Origin of the sequence: Dactylosporangium siamense (assembly GCF_016862795.1) — a bacterium.
GTDB lineage: Bacteria > Actinomycetota > Actinomycetes > Mycobacteriales > Micromonosporaceae > Dactylosporangium > Dactylosporangium siamense.
The window spans coordinates 14,340-30,085 of sequence record NZ_BONQ01000015.1 but is presented as its reverse complement, the minus strand read 5'-3'; the positions used below and the strand labels follow the sequence as shown (position 1 = coordinate 30,085).

General features: G+C 74.5%; 15 protein-coding genes. 9 read left to right on the top strand and 6 right to left on the bottom strand.

Going from position 1 to position 15,746, the window contains the following annotated elements:
* Position 1 precedes the first annotated feature (1 nt).
* Complete coding sequence (locus Dsi01nite_RS03255; protein WP_203844485.1) at positions 2–1,219, bottom strand: MFS transporter; 1,218 nt, start codon at positions 1,217–1,219, stop codon at positions 2–4.
* Between the two features lie 221 nt (positions 1,220–1,440).
* On the opposite strand from Dsi01nite_RS03255, the gene Dsi01nite_RS03250 reads away from it, so the two are divergent.
* The 6 genes from Dsi01nite_RS03250 to Dsi01nite_RS03225 all read left to right on the top strand — a co-directional run bounded on the left by Dsi01nite_RS03250 (position 1,441) and on the right by Dsi01nite_RS03225 (position 7,433).
* Positions 1,441–2,676 carry a Rieske 2Fe-2S domain-containing protein gene (locus Dsi01nite_RS03250; RefSeq protein WP_203844484.1) on the top strand — a complete coding sequence of 412 codons (1,236 nt, stop codon included), beginning with the start codon at positions 1,441–1,443 and terminating at the stop codon, positions 2,674–2,676.
* The gene (locus Dsi01nite_RS03245; protein WP_203844483.1) at positions 2,673–3,917 is read left to right on the top strand and encodes a peptidase dimerization domain-containing protein; all 1,245 of its coding nucleotides are present in this window, start codon (positions 2,673–2,675) and stop codon (positions 3,915–3,917) included. Before Dsi01nite_RS03250 ends, Dsi01nite_RS03245 begins: the two co-directional genes overlap by 4 nt.
* Complete coding sequence (locus Dsi01nite_RS03240) at positions 3,902–4,843, top strand: DODA-type extradiol aromatic ring-opening family dioxygenase (RefSeq protein ID WP_203844482.1); 942 nt, start codon at positions 3,902–3,904, stop codon at positions 4,841–4,843. The genes Dsi01nite_RS03245 and Dsi01nite_RS03240 overlap by 16 nt, the downstream gene beginning before the upstream one ends.
* On the top strand, positions 4,840–5,706 hold the full coding sequence (locus Dsi01nite_RS03235) for an alpha/beta fold hydrolase (protein ID WP_203844481.1): 867 nt from the start codon (positions 4,840–4,842) through the stop codon (positions 5,704–5,706). Before Dsi01nite_RS03240 ends, Dsi01nite_RS03235 begins: the two co-directional genes overlap by 4 nt.
* Before the next feature lie 29 nt (positions 5,707–5,735).
* Complete coding sequence (locus Dsi01nite_RS03230) at positions 5,736–6,476, top strand: IclR family transcriptional regulator (RefSeq protein ID WP_203844480.1); 741 nt, start codon at positions 5,736–5,738, stop codon at positions 6,474–6,476.
* 72 nt (positions 6,477–6,548) lie between these two features.
* Complete coding sequence (locus tag Dsi01nite_RS03225; protein ID WP_203844479.1) at positions 6,549–7,433, top strand: PaaX family transcriptional regulator; 885 nt, start codon at positions 6,549–6,551, stop codon at positions 7,431–7,433.
* A 27-nt stretch (positions 7,434–7,460) separates the two neighbouring features.
* On the opposite strand, the gene Dsi01nite_RS03220 is transcribed toward Dsi01nite_RS03225, so the two are convergent.
* Entirely contained in the window at positions 7,461–8,057 is a 597-nt protein-coding gene (locus Dsi01nite_RS03220; protein ID WP_203844478.1) for a hypothetical protein, read from the bottom strand.
* Between the two features lie 185 nt (positions 8,058–8,242).
* On the opposite strand from Dsi01nite_RS03220, the gene Dsi01nite_RS03215 reads away from it, so the two are divergent.
* From Dsi01nite_RS03215 to Dsi01nite_RS03205, 3 genes are all read left to right on the top strand, one after another.
* Positions 8,243–8,713 carry a hypothetical protein gene (locus tag Dsi01nite_RS03215; RefSeq protein WP_203844477.1) on the top strand — a complete coding sequence of 157 codons (471 nt, stop codon included), beginning with the start codon at positions 8,243–8,245 and terminating at the stop codon, positions 8,711–8,713.
* A gap of 82 nt (positions 8,714–8,795) precedes the next feature.
* The gene (locus Dsi01nite_RS03210) at positions 8,796–9,971 is read left to right on the top strand and encodes an acyl-CoA dehydrogenase family protein (RefSeq protein ID WP_203844476.1); all 1,176 of its coding nucleotides are present in this window, start codon (positions 8,796–8,798) and stop codon (positions 9,969–9,971) included.
* Positions 9,968–10,786 (top strand): alpha/beta fold hydrolase, encoded by an 819-nt coding sequence (locus Dsi01nite_RS03205; protein WP_203844475.1) that lies wholly within the window; start codon positions 9,968–9,970, stop codon positions 10,784–10,786. The genes Dsi01nite_RS03210 and Dsi01nite_RS03205 overlap by 4 nt, the downstream gene beginning before the upstream one ends.
* A 47-nt stretch (positions 10,787–10,833) precedes the next feature.
* On the opposite strand, the gene Dsi01nite_RS03200 is transcribed toward Dsi01nite_RS03205, so the two are convergent.
* The 4 genes from Dsi01nite_RS03200 to Dsi01nite_RS03185 are packed head-to-tail and all read right to left on the bottom strand — an operon-like array spanning position 10,834 to position 15,731.
* Positions 10,834–11,715 (bottom strand): NmrA family NAD(P)-binding protein, encoded by an 882-nt coding sequence (locus tag Dsi01nite_RS03200; protein ID WP_203844474.1) that lies wholly within the window; start codon positions 11,713–11,715, stop codon positions 10,834–10,836.
* Entirely contained in the window at positions 11,703–13,079 is a 1,377-nt protein-coding gene (locus Dsi01nite_RS03195; protein WP_203844473.1) for an FAD-binding oxidoreductase, read from the bottom strand. Before Dsi01nite_RS03195 ends, Dsi01nite_RS03200 begins: the two co-directional genes overlap by 13 nt.
* The gene (locus tag Dsi01nite_RS03190; protein ID WP_203844472.1) at positions 13,039–14,775 is read right to left on the bottom strand and encodes an FAD-dependent monooxygenase; all 1,737 of its coding nucleotides are present in this window, start codon (positions 14,773–14,775) and stop codon (positions 13,039–13,041) included. The genes Dsi01nite_RS03195 and Dsi01nite_RS03190 overlap by 41 nt, the downstream gene beginning before the upstream one ends.
* A complete protein-coding gene (locus Dsi01nite_RS03185) occupies positions 14,772–15,731 on the bottom strand; it encodes an MBL fold metallo-hydrolase (protein ID WP_203844471.1) in 960 nt (319 codons plus the stop codon). The genes Dsi01nite_RS03190 and Dsi01nite_RS03185 overlap by 4 nt, the downstream gene beginning before the upstream one ends.
* Between the last annotated feature and the right edge of the window lie 15 nt (positions 15,732–15,746).

Genomic DNA, 15,746 nt, shown 5'->3' with positions numbered 1-15,746 from the left:
CTCAGACCGCCTGACCCTGGATGCGCCGCGCGACCAGGCGCGCCGGGACGGCCATCAGGACCGCGAACAGCGCCAGCACGCCGACGGCGCCGAACAGGCTGCCGGTGCCGGCGCTCAGGCCGAGCACGATCAGCGGGCAGAGGAACTGGCCGAGGAAGAAGGTGGAGGTCCACAGTCCCGTGCCGCGTCCCCGGTGCTCGAACCGCAGCAGGCTCATCGTCCAGATGAGCAGGGTCGGCAGCAGGAACCCGGCGCCGACGCTCGCCACGACGAGGCCGGCGACGGTGACCGGGAGGCTCGACCGCCCGAGCCAGATGACGGCCAGGCCGGCCGCGACGACGAGGAGCTCCACCGGCAGCAGGCGGCCGGCCCGGCCGGTCGACACCCGCCCCGACAGGGCGCCGCCGATGGCGGTAGCGAGGGCGGCGGCGCCGGTGACGGCACCGATCACCGCGGTGTCCTCGACGCCGAGCGCGTCGAGGAGGTAGCTGCCCTCGACCGGCATCACGTAGAAGAGCACGGCGCCGGCGAGCGTGAGCGCGCACGGCACCAACAGCGGCCGCCACGGAGTCCCGGCCGGGGCGGCGTCGTCGCCGGACCCGGTCGCCGCCCGGGCCGGCCGGATCAGCGCGACCGCCATCAGCGGTGCCAGCAGCAGGCTCGCCAGGTACAGCCAGAACGGTGTGCGCCACCCCGACCCGCCGAGGACGCCGCCGAGGACGAAGAACACCGACGCCGCCAGGGAGGTGACCATGACCTGGAGCCCGAGGTACCGGTTGCGCCGGGCCCCGTCGTAGTAGTCGCCCAGCAGCGTCGTGCAGCAGGTCATGATGGCCGCCTCGGTGACGCCGACCAGCGCCCGGCTGGCCACGATCGCGGGCAGCGACGTCAGCCACAGCGGCGCGGTGCCGAACACGGCGTAGGCCAGCAGTGCCCCGATGAGCAGCGGCCGGCGGCCGATCCGGTCGGCGACGGCGCCGGCGACCGGCGCGAGCAGCGCGATGCAGAGCGACGGGATCGTCAGCGCGACGGGCACCAGCACGGCGGCGCCGCCGACCGAGGCGAAATGGTCCTGCATCCGTGGCAGCACCGGTGCGATGAGCACCCCGCCGAGGACGGGCAGGCAGCTCCCGGCCAGCAGCAGGACGCCCTGGAGGGCACCGGCCTGCGGCGGGACGGCCGGCAGGTGATGTGGTTCGGTGAGGCCGGCGGTGCTCATCACGGATCGCCTCGCTTCGTAGACCCAGCCGCAGCCGCGGTCGGCACATCCTGGTGGCCGGGCCGGACCGGCACCAGGCAGGCGGTCCGGCCAGCGGACCGGTCCCGGGCCCGGGGGTACGGTCCACCAGGCGGACCGGGATCGTTCTCACGGGCGGGGGCGGGCACACACGATGCCCCCATGAACATGCGACCCTGCCACCACGTCATCGGCGCCGCGTCATGACCGCGGCTCCGGCGCGGGGCGTCGGCCGGCGCGACTGGTCGACCTGGCCCAACTACCAGGCCGCGGCCGCGGGATTCCGGGGCTACTGGTATCCGGTCGGCTGGTCCAGCGAGATCCGCGGCCGTCCGGTCGCCGTGATGCTGTGCGGGGAGAAGATCGCGCTCGTCCGGGACGCCGGGACCGTCTACGCGCTGCACGACCGTTGCCCGCACCGGGGCGTCCCGCTGTCGCTGGGCAACCAGCAGTTCCCCGGCACGCTGTCCTGCCCGTACCACGGCTGGACGTTCGACCTGCCGACCGGCCGGCTGGCCGCGGTCATCACCGACGGGCCGGCGTCGCCGATCTGCGGCAAGGTGACCGTCGGCACGTATGCGGTGGCCGAACGGCTCGGCATGGTCTGGGTGTACGTCCCGGCGGCCGACGAGCCGGCCCCGCCGATCGACGCGCAGCTGCCGGAGGAGCTGGTCGGCACGTCGTTCGTCCTCGGCGGGCGGATGCAGCGGCGGGACGGCAACTGGCGCTTCGCCGCCGAGAACGGCTACGACGAGGGCCACGCCAAGTACCTGCACCGCACGTCGCTGTGGCGGCTGTTCAAGTCGATGCCGGTCTGGAACGAGACCCACATCGTGCGCCGCGGCCGGTGGATCTACCGGGTGCAGGACGCGCAGCACTGGCACGCGGACTTCCCGGGCCTCGGGCGGTGGACGAGCCACCGGTGGTGGAAGGTGAACCGTCCACCCGCCGAAGGCACCCACGTGTCCAACGTCGGCAACACCGGCGGCACGAGCCGGGTCGACCCGGTGATCGCGGCGCAGGACTTCCCGGGCTTCGCCTCGATCGCGATGCCGGGGGTGCTGCGGATCGCCTATCCGCGGTTCATCCACTACGAGTTCTACGTGCCGGTCGACGAGCGGCGGCACCGGTACGTCGGGGTCATGGTGAACTTCGGCGGCACCGGCGCGGCGGCCTGGTTCTGGTGCAAGTACCTGGCCGCGATCCGCTGGCTGTTCCACGGCGACTTCTCCGCCCAGGACGCCTGGATGGTCGACGTGACCGACGCGCCGCCGGAGCGCCTCTACCGGCCGGACGTGTCGCTCACCGAGTGGCGGCGGCTGTGCGAGGACGTCGTGGCCGGCAAGATGGAGCCGACCGGGAGGCCGGCGGTGGCCGGGCCGCGCAGCCACGCACTGGCCCGGTTCCGCCGCACCCAGGTCCACCGGGTCCGGCCGTGATCCGGGTCGACGAGGCGCTGGTCCGCACGGCCGTGACGGCCCTCGTGGACACGGCCAGCCCGACCGGTCGGGAGCGCCCGCTCGCCGACCGCGTCGTGGGGCTGCTGCGCGAGCACGGGCTGGACGGCCGGCTGCAGGACATCGACGCCGAGCAGGCCAACGCCTACGCCGTGCTGCGCGGGTCCGGGGACGGCCCGGCCCTGCTGCTGTACGCGCCGATCGACACGCTGACCACCGGCGAGCCGGAGCACGACCTGCCGTGGATCGGGCCGGTGCTGCGGCCCGACCACCGCCCGCGTGCCGTGGTCGACGGCGACCTGGTGACCGGCCTGGGCGCGGGCAACCCGAAGGGACACGCCGCCGCGGTGCTGGCCGCCGGCGTGGCCCTCGCGGCGGGGCCGCCGTTGCCGGGCACGGTCATCGTCGCGTTCGGCGCCGGCGGGATGCCCGGCAACGCGCTGCCCGGCTCGGCCCGGGCCAACACCGGCCAGGGCGCCGGCTGCTCGTTCCTGCTGGAGCGGGGCGTCCACGCCGACCACGCGGTCATCGCCAAGCCCGGCACCGGCGTCCTGCACGAGGAGGTCGGCCTGGCCTGGTTCGACGTCGTCACCCACGGCACGCACACGTACGCCGGCAGCCGCCACCTCCTGCCGTACCGCAACGCCATCGCCGCCGCGGCCGCCGTCGTCGACGCGCTCGAACGCTGGTTCCCGCGGTACACGGCCCGCCACACCGACGGCCAGGTGGCGCCGCAGGGCATCGTCGCGGCGATCGACGGGGGCTGGCGGCGGCTGGCCGCGGTCACCCCGGCGGCCTGCCGCATCCGGGTGGACCTGCGGCTGTCGCCGCGGACCACGCCCTCCGCCGCCCACCGGGAGCTGGCGGCGGCGGTCCGCGCGGTCGACCCGGACGCCACCGTGGAGATGGTCCTGTCGATTCCCGGCACGCGCACGGACCCCGGCGCGCCGGTCGTCGAGGCGGCGGTGGACGCCTGGCAGGCCGAGCACGGCCGGGCGCACACCTGGCCGGTCGGGCTGTCCGGGGCCACCGACGCCAACATCCTGCGCGCCCGCGGCATCCCGACCGCCCGGGTCGGCATGGCGAAGGTGCCCGGGACCACCGACTTCGCGCTGGGCATGAACACCGTCAGCCTCACCGAGACCGCACGCCTCGCCCGCCTGCTCGTCCGGGTCGCGGCGGCGCTGTGCGCAGAACAGGAGCGCATGTGGCTGAGATCGTGATCGGCGTCGGTGCGTCGCACTCGACGCTCATGAACACCCACTGGGACCAGGCGGTGCATCCGGATCGCGCGACCCGGTTCCGCACGGCGCTCGCCGACGCCCGCCAGGCCATCCAGGACAGCGGCGCCGACACGGTCGTCGTCGTCGGGTCCAACCACTTCCGCGGCTTCTGGCTCGACCTGATCCCGCCCTTCACCCTTGGTGTGGGCGAGGTGCACGCGTCCGGCGAGTCGGGCACGCCGGCCGGGCCGCAGCGGGTCGACGTGGCGCTGGCCCGCCACCTGGCGGAGGACCTCGTCGAACGGCAGCACTTCGACCTGGCGTACTCGGCCCGCCTGCAGATCGACCACGGGCAGTCGCACGCCATCCAGTACCTGACCGGTGACCTGCCGATCGTGCCGCTCGTCGTCAACATGTTCGCGCCGCCGCTGCCGACCCTGGCGCGCTGCGCGGCGCTCGGCACGGCCGTCGCCGAGGCGGTCGCCACCTTCCCGGTCGACCGGCGCGTCGCCGTGGTCGGCTCCGGCGGCCTGTCGCACCGCCTGCCGTGGCCGGACTGGCGCGACCCGCACGGCGAAGACGAGCGCTTCATGGTCGAGGCGTGGCTCGACGGCCGCGGCGACTGGCAGCGCTTCGACCCGCGCCGCCGGCAGATCATCCGCGCCGCGCAGCCGTGCATCACGCCGACGTTCGACCACGACCTGCTCCGCCGCGTGCGTGCCGGCGAGCTGGCGACGCTGGCCGAGCTGAGCACGGCCGACCTCGAACTGCTCGCCGGCAACGGCGGCCAGGAGATCCGCAGCTGGCTGATCATGGCCGCGGCGCTGCGGTTCGTGCCGGGCACCGTCCTGGCCTACGAAGAGATGCCCGAGTGGCTGACCGGCATGGCCGTCGCCACCATCATTGCCCCGGAGGACTCCCCATGACGATCTGGACCACGCTCGCCGGCACCGAGTTCAGCCTGACCTCGGTCGACGCCGACGGCATCATGACCCGGTCCCTGCAGTGCGGACCGGCCGACGGCGAGCCGGTGGTGTTCCTGCACGGCACCAGCGGGCACCTGGAGGCGTTCGTGCGCAACCTGCGCGCGCACGCCGACGCCGGCTACCGCTGCCACGCCATCGACATGGTGGGGCACGGCTACACCGACAAGCCCGGCTACCGCTACGAGATCCCCACGTACCGTGACCACCTCGTGGCGTACCTCGACGCGATCGGCGCCCCGCGGGCCCACCTCGTCGGCGAGTCGCTCGGCGGCTGGGTCGCGGCTCGGCTCGCGGCCGACGCCCCGCAGCGGGTCGGCTCGCTGCAGCTGCTGTGCCCCGGCGGCACCAAGGCCGACCCGGCCGTCATGGCACGGATCCGGAACAGCACCACGGAGGCGGTGCTCACCGACGACATCGCGCTCACCCGCAAGCGGCTCGAGCTGCTGATGTTCGATCCGGCCGCGGACGTCAGCGACGAGCTGGTCGAGGTCCGGCACGCCATCTACCACCAGCCGGACTTCGTCAAGGGCCTGCCGCACCTGCTGTGCCTGCAGGAGCCGCAGATCCGCGAGCGGAACCTGCTCACGCCCGAGCAGCTGGGCCGGGTCCAGGCGCCGACGCTGGTGGTGTGGAGCACGCAGAACCCGTTCGGCGCGGTCCCGGAGGGTGCGGCGCTGGCCGCGGCGATCCCCGGCGCCCGCCTGAAGATCTTCAAGGAGTGCGGGCACTGGCCGCAGCACGAGCGGGCCGAGGCCTACAACGCGCTGAGCCTCGCCTTCCTCCAGGAGTTCGCTATTGCGTGACGGCGGTCACGGAAACATATAATCACCGCATGACCGTTGACAGCGCGATCTCGCTGCTCGGCAAGGCACAACGCATCGTCGACGTCTTCGGCACCGAAGACGACGGCTTGTCCCTCGGTGAGCTCGTGCGCCGGTCCGGCCTGGCCAAGGCCACGGTCTACCGGATCTGCCAGGAGCTCACCGGCTGGGGACTGCTCGAACGCTCCGGCACGGACTACCGTCTGGGCCTGCGACTGTTCGAGATCGGCCAGCGGGTCCCCCGCCACCGCATCCTGGCCGAGGCGGCCCGGCCGCACATCGAGGACGTCTTCCTCGCCACCGGCGAGAGCGTCCACCTCGCCGTGCGCTCCGGCCTCACCGTGCTGTACCTGGAGAAGCTCGGCAGCCGGCGGGTGAGCCGGCCGTCGCGGGTCGGCGGGCACCTGCCGCTGCACAGCACCTCCACCGGCAAGGTGATCCTCGCGCACTCGCCGCAGTCGCTCACGATCGACGTCGTCCGCGGCGGCCTGACCGCCGCCACGCCCTACACGGTCACCCAGCCCGGGCACCTCACCGCCCAGCTGGCCCGGGTCCGGCGCGACGGCTACTTCACCGAGTTCGAGGAGACCCGCCTCGGCTACCTGTCCGTCGCCGTGCCACTGTTCGGGCCGCAACGCTCGATCGTCGCCGCCCTCGCCGTCACGGCGCCGACCCACCGGGCCAACGTGCCGAAACTGATCTCGGCGATCCGCACCGCCGGGGAACGGGTCACCACGGCGCTGACCGGCTGACCCTCGCTACGATCGACCCGGCATCACCCGTCGATCCCCAACCGATCCGCATTCCAGCACGTCAGGAGCCGCATGCCGAGCACAGGCCGCGCCGGGCAAGCCATCAGCCGGGCCGGGTTCCCGCTCGTCGACGACACCGCACGCCGGCCGAAGGCGCTCATCCTCGACGTGTTCGGCGCGTACGTCCGGCAGATCGGCGGCTGGATCCGCGGCACCGACCTGATCACGTTCATGGGCGCGCTCGGCGTCGACGAGGCCGGCACCCGGGCCGCCGTCGCCCGCATGATCGACAGCGGGCTCATCGAGCGGGTCCGCCACGACAGCCAGCGCGGCTACGCCCTCACCGAGACGTCGCTGCAGCTGCTCGACGAGGCGGACCGGCGCATCTTCGCCACGACGACGGCGGCGACGCTGGCGGACGGCTGGGTCATCGTGTCGTTCTCCGTGCCGGAGGCCATGCGCAGCCAGCGGCACGTGCTGCGGACCCGCCTGATCTGGCTCGGGTTCGGCAACCTCGGCAGCGGCCTGTGGATCGCGCCGGCCCGGCTGCGGCCCGAGCTCGAGTCCACCATCACGGCCATCGGCCTGGCCGGGCACGTCGACGTCTTCGTCTCCGTCTACCACGGCTTCGACACCGTGACCAACATGGTCGCGCGCTCCTGGGACCTCGACGAGCTGCGCCGCCTCTACGGGGAGTTCCTCGCGCTGAGCCGCCCGGTGCTGCGCCGGTGGCGGCGCGCCAACCAGCTCGACGACGCCGCCGCCTTCACCGACTACACGACCACCCTGCACCGGTGGCGCCGGTTCCCGTACCTCGATCCCGGGCTGCCGACCGAGGTGATCCCCCACAAGTGGGAGGGCGAGGAGGCCCGGACCCTGTTCCTGGAGCTGCACGGGCTGCTCCAGGAGCGGGCGCTGCGACACGTCCGCGAGACCTGCGGCGTGACCGCGAGCTGACCTCCCCGCCCCGCATCCCCATCCCCCTTACCGGCGTGGCCGCCCCGTCCAGCACGTGCCCCCGTAGCCCGGCCACGAGCGGTCCAGGGTCAGCAGGCCGAGGCGGGCGCCCACGGCGATGACGGCGGCGCTCGTCAGCGGCACGGTCCGGGCCCCGAACCGCAACGCATAGGCCAGCGTCGCGCCCCCGTTCGGATCCGGCCGGGTGAGCACCGTCCGCGCCGTCGCCGCCGGGCCCGGCAGCACCTGGACGCCGAAGCAGTTGGCCCGCCACGCGTACGGCCGCGACGTCGCCACCACGGTGTCGTGCACCGGCACGACGATCGGGAACGGCGCCGGCGGCGACGGGATGACCACGCCCGGGTCCTGCGGGTGCGCCGCGTCCACCGGCGCGATCAGGAACACGTCCGCGGCGGGCAACGCGGGATCGGGCGCCGGCGGCGGGCCGTTCGGATCGCCCGGCAGCAGCACGTACAGCGTGATCGGGCCGCCGCCGAACCACGCCGGCTCCACCTCGTCGGCCGGCGGCGGGCCCGATCCCGCGGCCACCGGGGCCGCCGAACCGAACAGGGCCGCGGTGGCCACCAGCACGGCGAGCAGCGAACGGATGGTCCACCGTCGCATACGCACCTCCTTCATCGTCCAGGACGGCACCGGGTGTGCAGTGCCGGGACCGTAGCAGCGCGTGCCAACATCGCGACGCTTCGTGGTCCGCTGACTGAACCGTCCGCGTCGCCACCCGGCGGCGAGCGCGCCATGCTGTGCCGGCTGCGCAGCACCGACCGCTCCGACCACTCCCTGGAGGCTCGATGCGAAGGTTCCTGCTCCTGCTGTCGACCGTCGTGGCAGCACTGCTCGTGACCGGTCAGGCCGCACACGCGACCGGCGGGTCCACCACCGTGTACTACGAGACCGTCGCCGACGGTGACGTCACGTTCATCCCGGCGTGCATTCCCGGGCCCGGCAACCCGACCTGCGACCCGCGCGGGCCCGGCAGCGTCTTCATCTCCACCGGCGCCCTGTCCGCCACGCAGGGCGGCACCGGGATCGGCACCGTCACGACCAGCTGCCTCACCACGTTCAAGTACGGCGCCGACTACTACGGCTTCTGCACCGACACGCTGTACACCGCGCAGGGCGTCGTCGTGGCGACCGGCGAGATCAACGAGAGCGGGCTGGAACGGTTCGAACCCCAGACGCTCAACGTGCACCGCGGCACGCTCACGGTGCAGCAGGTCGTCTACCCGAAGGTCTTCAAGCTCACCCTGCGGCGCTGGTGATCATCCGACCCTCAGGCACCCCGGTCCGGTCACCGGACCGGGGTGGCAGCGCACCGGGCGGCCCATCCGGTACGACGACCACATGTCAACGGACACCACCGAACGGGCGCTGCTGCGGGACACCGCGCGCCGGTTCGCCCGGCAGCACCTGCCGGTCGGCCGCACGCCGGAGGACTTCCGGCGCGCGCACGCCGCGGCCGGCGCACTGGGCCTCACCTCCATCCTGCTGCCACCGGACCCGCCGCTCGACACCGGCGGCACCTGCCTGGACCTCGTCCTGGTCCTGGAGGAGCTCGGCGCCGCCGACGTCGCGTTCGCGGCCAACGCGGTCAACCTGCCGGCCGGGCTGGCGGCCCTGCTGGCCCGGACCGGCAACCCCGCCCAGCGGGCCCTCGTCGGCACCGGACCGCCGCCGCTGCTGGCGGGGGCGTTGAACGAGGCCGACGTCGCCGGGTCGGACCTGTTCTGCCCGTCGCCCGGCCCGGCGGTCGGCATCCGCACCAGCGCGGTGCGCCAGGACGGCGGCGGATACCTGCTCAACGGCGCGAAGTGCGGCTTCGTCACCAACGCCGGCGTCGCCGACAGCTACCTGGTCCTGGCCCGGACCGACCCGGCCGCCGCGCCCGCCCAGGGCCTGTCGATGTTCCTCGTGCCCGCGGGCACGCCCGGGCTGTCCTGCGGCCCACGCACCGAGCTCATCGGCTGGCCGGGCGCCCATCACGCGGAGGTCCTCCTGGACGACGTGCGGGTCGGCCCCGACGCCCTCGTCGGCGCCGAGCACCGCGCGGCCGGGCTGCTCGCCGGGCTGCCGGAGATGCCCATCGGGCTCGCCGCGTGCTTCGTCGGGCTGGCCCGCACCGCCTACGAACAGGCCGTGACCTACGCCCGCCGGCGGATCAGCTGGGGCCGCCCGCTCATCGAGCACGGGCCGGTCGCGCTGAAACTCGCCGACATGTACGTGGACCTGCGCACGGCCCGTCTCGTCGTGCACGACGCCGCGAGGACCGTCGACGACGACCCGGCGGACGCGATGGCATACGGCGCCGCGGCGGCGAAGACGGTGGCCGTCGACGCCGCGATCGCCAACGCGCAGCGGGCGATGGAGATCTTCGGCGGTGCCGGGGTGGCCGCCGACTCGCCGGTCTCGGGGCTGCTCGGCGACGCCTGGGTCGGCTACGCCTGCGACTTCACCCGCGACGTGCTGCGGCTCGGCATCGCGGCGGCACTGCCGGCTTTGCCACAGGCGGCAGTCCGATGAGGGGTGACCTGGTGCGGGTCGACGGGATCGACACGCACGTGCTGACCGCCGGGCCGGCCGACGCCCCGGCGGTCGTCCTGCTGCACGGCGGCGCGCACGGCGAGGCCGCCGAGACCGCGTGGGCGCACAACATCGGCGCCCTCGCCGGCCGGCACCGGGTGATCGCGCCCGACTGGCTCGGCTTCGGCCGCTCCGCGAAGCTCGTCGACTTCGCCGACCGCACCGGCCGGATGCTGCAGCACCTGGCCCGGCTGCTGGAGGAGCTCGGGGTGCGGCGGGCCGACGTGGTCGGCCTGTCGATGGGCGGTGCCGTGCTGCTGCGGGACCTCACCGCCGCGACGCCGGTGCTGCCGGTCCGCCGGGCGGTGCTCACCAGCGCCGGGGGGCCGCCGCTCGGCGCCGCCGTCCGGCAGCGGCTGATGGCTTACGACGGCACCCTCGACGGCATGCGCGAACAGGTCCGGATGGTGTTCGCCGACCCCCGTTTCGCCGACGACGACGCCTACGTCGGTGCCCTGCACGAGATGTCCGCGCAGCCCGGCGCGTTCGAGGCGTTCGCGTCGCTGGCGCTGCGCCGGCCGGACGCTCCCCCACCGCCGGCCGGCGACCCGACGCCCTACGAGCGGATCACCGTGCCGGTGCTCGTCGTCGCCGGCGCGCAGGACCGGCTGAAGGAGCCGGGCTTCGCGGCGGCGGTCGCGACCCGGATCCCGGACGCCCGGCTGGAGGTCGTCGACGGCTGCGGGCACTGCCCGCAGATCGAGGCGGCGGAGCGCTGGAACCGGCTCGTGCTCGACTTCCTCGCCGAGGGCTGACACCGCCGGGACCGGGCCGGTGCGCCGGCCCGGTCCCGGTTCAGGTGTCAGGTCCAGGCCCGCTGCTCGAACCGCGGCCGGTAGTCGGTCACGAACTGCGGCAGGGCCCGCGGCGAGCCGTCCAGCAGCCGGGCCAGGTCCCCGGTGACCGGCTCGTTGCGGCCCAGCCGGGTGAGCGTGTACACCGCCGTCATGAACGCGATCGTGTCGAACGTGACGCCCCGCCGGCGCAACCGCCACCAGAACCGCGGCACCGACGGCCGGCGGTAGCGCACCGTGCGGTTGAACCGCTCCGACAGCACCTCGGCGACCTCGTAGAAGTCGAGCCGCTCGGGCCCGGTCAGCGCGTAGGCGGTGTTGTGGTGCTCGGCGGGCGCCCGGATCGCCCGCAGCGCGACCAGGGCGGCGTCGCGGGCGTCGAGGAACGTGATGCGGCCCCGGCCGGCCGGCACGAACACCTCGTCCCGGTCCATGATGTCGACGCCGTGCGTCGACAGCCGGCGGCACAGGTTCTGCATGAAGAAACTGCACCGCAGGATCGTGTACGCGACGCCGGAGCGCTCGATGTGCCGCTCGACCGGGTAGTGCGGGATGATCTTCGCCGAGTCGCCGCCGAACACCGAGAGGTAGACGATGTGCCGGCAGCCGGCGGCCACGGCGGCGTCGACGAACGGCAGCATCCGGGTGCGCACCGCCCCCGGCGACGGCACCGGGAACAGCAGGAACAGCGTGTCGACGCCGTCGAGCACGGCCGGCCAGGTGCCGCGGTCGTCGTAGTCCAGGCGCACGACCGGCAGGTCCGGCCGGCCGTGCTCGCGCCGGGCACCGTCGGGGTCGTGCGCGGCGGCCCGGAACGCGACGCCTTCGGCCAGGAGCAGCCGGACGAGCTCGGCGCCGACGTTGCCGGTCGGGCCGGTCACGACGAGCATGGCCGCTCCTCATCGCCGAGCTGCGGGGCCGCCTGGAAGAACCCGTCCGGGTCGAACCGGTGCTTCACCGCCACCAGGCGGGCGTGCACGGCCGGGCTGAACGCGGCCCGGGTGCGCTCCGGCGGTTCGCCGACGCCGAGGTGGCTCACGCACGGGCCGCCGGCGGAGACCCGGCAGAGGCTGCGCCAGGTCCGCTCCATCCAGTCGAGGTGCCCGTCCTCGTCCGGGTCGCCGGGCCACCACCCGGTCAGCACCTCCAGCAGCCAGCCCGCGTGACGGAACGAGAACGGCGTGTCGGGCCCGTCGGTGAGTGCCCCGCCGAGCGGGCGGATGAGCACCTCCGACAGCGGGGCCCGGCCGGCGCGGGCGCCGTCGACGAGCGCGTCGACCGCCTCGTCGTCCACTGTGGACAGCCATTCGGAGCGCACGTCCCAGCGGGCCCCGTCGGGCGCGGACTCGTCGGCCTGCCGCTGGAACGCGGGATACGGCATCGCGGTGACGAGGTCGAGCAGTGCCGGGCCGGCGGCGGCCCGGACGCCGGCCAGCACCCGCTCCCCCTCGCCGGGCGCCCCGCACCAGGCGACGGGCAGCAGCAGCACCGGCCGGCCCCGCACCCCGGCCGGCCACGGTTCGGCCGGCGGCGCGGTGACGAGCACGGCCGCCCAGCTCAGCGCGGCCGGGGCGGCGACGGTCGCGTCCCGCACGGCGCGGATCACCCGGGCGGCGTCGTCGATGCCGAACACCAGCGTGCCGCCGAGCACGGTGTGCACCGGGTGGAGCCGGAACCGCAGGCTGGTCACCACGCCGAAGTTCGGCGTGCCGCCGCGCAGCGCCCAGTACAGGTCCGGCTCCCGCTCGGCGTCGGCTTCCATGACGGTCCCGTCGGCGGTGACCACGGTGGCGCCGACCAGGTTGTCCCCGGCCAGCCCGTAGGCGCGGGCGAGCCAGCCCAGGCCGGTGCCGAGCGTGAACCCGGCGACCCCGACCTTCGACATCGAGCCGCCCGCGGTGGCCAGGCCGTAGCGGTGCGAGAACGTGTCGGCCTCGCCCCAGGTCAGCCCGGCGCCCACGGTGAACACGCCGGCCTCCCGGTCGACGTGCAGGTCGCGCAGGCCGCGCGTGTCGAGCACGAGGCCGCCGTCCTGGGCCGCGTAGCCGGCGAAGTTGTGCCCGCCGCCCCGCACGGCGAGGCGGGCGCCGGCGGCCCGTGCCGCCCGGACGGCGACCGCCACGTCCGCCGTGTCGCGCGGGCGCGCGAGCAGCGCCGGGCGGCGGTCGAACCGCCGGTTGAACACGTGCCGTGCCGGGTCGTACCCCGGATCTTCAGGCCGCAGCAGTGTGCCGCGGAACCCGGTCAGGTCCACGGTGGTCCCCTTCGCTGTCGTCGGTGCGGCCGCTCGCCCTGTGCAGCGCGGCGCGGAGGTCGGTCGGTGTGGGCGCGTCGAGCACGGCCGCCAGGTAGCCGTCCGGACGGATCAGGAACACCCGGTCCGGGCGCGCGTCGAGCGCCTCCGCGACGGGACCGGTGACGGTGTGCACGGGCAGGTCCGGGCCCGCGCCCGGCGCTGCGCCAGGGGCTCTGTCCGGCCGTGTGTCCGGCCCTGTGTCCGGCCGTGTGCCCGGCCCTGTGTCCGGCCCTGTGTCCGGCCGTGTGCCCGGCCCTGTGTCCGGCGTTGTGTTGGGCGTTGTGTCCGGCGCACCCGCCGCGGCGGCTCCGCGCAGCAGCACGAACCCCGAGCCGAACAGCCGCCGCACCCGCGACGGCTCCCCGGCGCCGGTGAGCGGCCCGTCCGGGCAGAGCACGCCGGCCACCGGTGGGCGTGGCACCCCGGGGGCCACCGGGAAGTCCGCCGGTGGCGGGCCGGACGTCAGCGGTGAGTCGACGTACCAGTAGGGCTCGGCGAGCTTGCCGGAGTTCACCAGCCGGCGGGCCGCCGGGTCGCGCAGGGCACTCTGGAGGATCTCGCGCCGCCGCCGCGCCTCCGCCTCGTCCTGCGGCACCAGGAACCGCATGGTGTCGCCGGTGACGCGCAGGTTCTCCCGGGCGGCGGCCAGCCGTTCGTGCTCGTAGCTCGGCAGCAGCGCCGGCCCGCCGTCGCCGCGGCGGTCGAACGCGATCTTCCAGGCGGCGTTCTCCGCGTCCTGCACACCGGAGTTGAGCCCGCGCGCGCCGAACGGCGACATGAGGTGCGCGGCGTCCCCGGCGAGCAGCACCCGGCCGACCAGCATCCGGCTGGCCAGCCGCTGATGGAACCGGTACACCGACAGCCACTGGACCTCGTACGGCGCGCCGCCCACGATCCGGCGGATCCGCTCGTCGAGCCGCCCCGAGGCGGTGTCGGCGGCCAGGTCGTAGTCCTCCGGGACCTGCCAGTCGATGCGCCAGACGGAGTCCGGCTGCGGGTGCAGCAGCACCTGCCGGCCGGGGTTCCAGGGCGGGTCGAAGTGGAACCGGCGCTCGGCCGGGAACGGCAGCTCCGCCCGGATGTCGGCGATGAGGAAGCGGTCGCCGAAGGACTGGCCGGGGAAGTCGAGCCAGAGCATGTTGCGCACGGTGCTGGCGGCGCCGTCGGCGGCGACGAGGTGCGTGCCGGTGAGGTCGACCGGGCCGGTCGGCGTGGTGCAGCGGACCGTGACCCCTTCGGCGTCCTGCCGCAGCGCCACGACGTGGTGACCGAAGCGGAGGTCGACCAGCGGCTCGCCGGCGACGCGGGCGGCGAGGAGCTCCTCGATGCGCTGCTGCCCGAGGTTGATCCAGGGCGGGTAGGCGCTCTGCCCGGCCGCCGGGAACGTCGTGGCGAACAGCTCCTGCTCGGCGTAGTAGGTGCGGGCGACCTGCCAGTAGACGCCCTCGGCGACGAGCTCGTCGGCGACGCCGACCCGGTCGTAGATGTCCAGGACGTCACGCTGGACGCAGATGGACTTCGAGCCGGTCGGGTCGCGTTCCGCACTGGCCTCCACGACCACCGACGGCACGCCGTGGCGAGCGAGGAGCAACGCCGCGACCATCCCGACCGGACCCGCGCCGACGACCAGCACCGGTGCCTCATGCCCGCTCATGGCTGCATCCCGGCCCACACCTCGCGGTCCCGCTCGGCGGTCCAGATCTCCGGCCAGTCGATGCCGGACAGCTCGTCCCAGAGCCGCTGCACGTTGAACGGCAGGCAGTGCTCGAAGATGGGCCAGCCGCCGTACTGCGGCACGAGCGCCGCATGCGCCCGGCCGAACGCCTCCTGGACCGTTCCGCCGGTGGCGTGCACGCCACCGACCGTCTCGCGCATCACCGTGAGGAAGTGCCGGGTCTGCCCGATCGCGGCGGCCACGGCGTCCCGGCCGACCGCCACCGCGCCCCGGCCGCCGATGAGCGTCTCGGCGCCGAGGGCGGCGACCCGGTCCAGCGTCGCGGTCGACCAGTCGGCGTGGAAGGCGTCACCGGTGTACAGGGCGGCCCGCGCCTCCACCAGGTCACCCGCGAACAGCACCCGTTGCCCCGGCAGCCAGGCGACGATGTCGCCGGCCGTGTGGCCACGGCCGCAGTACTGCAGGATCAGATCGCCCCGGGTCCCGCCGAGCGGGATCGTGAACCGGTCCGAGAACGTGACCGTCGGATGGGTCAGCCCGGGGATCGACCCGGGCTCGCGGAACAGCCGCGGCATGCGGCCCTGCTCCGACTCCCAGTCCTGCCGGCCGCGCTCGTCGATGAGCGTGCGGGTCATCTCGTGCGCGACGATGTCCCGCGCGTCGAACGCGGCCGCGCCGAGCACCCGCACGGCGTGGTAGTGCGACAGGACCAGGTAGCGCACCGGCTTGTCGGTGTACGTGCGCAGCTTCGCCAGCCAGGCCGCCGCGGCGACCGGCGTGGCCCGGGCCTCGAAGCAGACGACGAAGTCCTCGCCCTCGACCGCGCCGACGTTCGGATCCCCCTCGGCCGTGAGGGCGTAGACACCCTCGCCGACGACCTCGAGCGTCTCGGTCTTGTCGGTGAGATCCGCCGATGACGCGAACTGCCTGCTCATGTCGACCTCCTCTGC

Coding starts and splice junctions, on each gene's coding strand:
- Dsi01nite_RS03200 (WP_203844474.1), bottom strand. CDS start 11,715: ATGCTCGTCGTGACCGGCCCGACCGGCAACGTCGGCGCCGAGCTCGTC.
- Dsi01nite_RS03225 (WP_203844479.1), top strand. CDS start 6,549: ATGCCGAGCACAGGCCGCGCCGGGCAAGCCATCAGCCGGGCCGGGTTC.
- Dsi01nite_RS03230 (WP_203844480.1), top strand. CDS start 5,736: ATGACCGTTGACAGCGCGATCTCGCTGCTCGGCAAGGCACAACGCATC.
- Dsi01nite_RS03210 (WP_203844476.1), top strand. CDS start 8,796: ATGTCAACGGACACCACCGAACGGGCGCTGCTGCGGGACACCGCGCGC.
- Dsi01nite_RS03235 (WP_203844481.1), top strand. CDS start 4,840: ATGACGATCTGGACCACGCTCGCCGGCACCGAGTTCAGCCTGACCTCG.
- Dsi01nite_RS03185 (WP_203844471.1), bottom strand. CDS start 15,731: ATGAGCAGGCAGTTCGCGTCATCGGCGGATCTCACCGACAAGACCGAG.
- Dsi01nite_RS03205 (WP_203844475.1), top strand. CDS start 9,968: ATGAGGGGTGACCTGGTGCGGGTCGACGGGATCGACACGCACGTGCTG.
- Dsi01nite_RS03255 (WP_203844485.1), bottom strand. CDS start 1,219: ATGAGCACCGCCGGCCTCACCGAACCACATCACCTGCCGGCCGTCCCG.
- Dsi01nite_RS03220 (WP_203844478.1), bottom strand. CDS start 8,057: ATGCGACGGTGGACCATCCGTTCGCTGCTCGCCGTGCTGGTGGCCACC.
- Dsi01nite_RS03190 (WP_203844472.1), bottom strand. CDS start 14,775: ATGAGCGGGCATGAGGCACCGGTGCTGGTCGTCGGCGCGGGTCCGGTC.
- Dsi01nite_RS03250 (WP_203844484.1), top strand. CDS start 1,441: ATGACCGCGGCTCCGGCGCGGGGCGTCGGCCGGCGCGACTGGTCGACC.
- Dsi01nite_RS03215 (WP_203844477.1), top strand. CDS start 8,243: ATGCGAAGGTTCCTGCTCCTGCTGTCGACCGTCGTGGCAGCACTGCTC.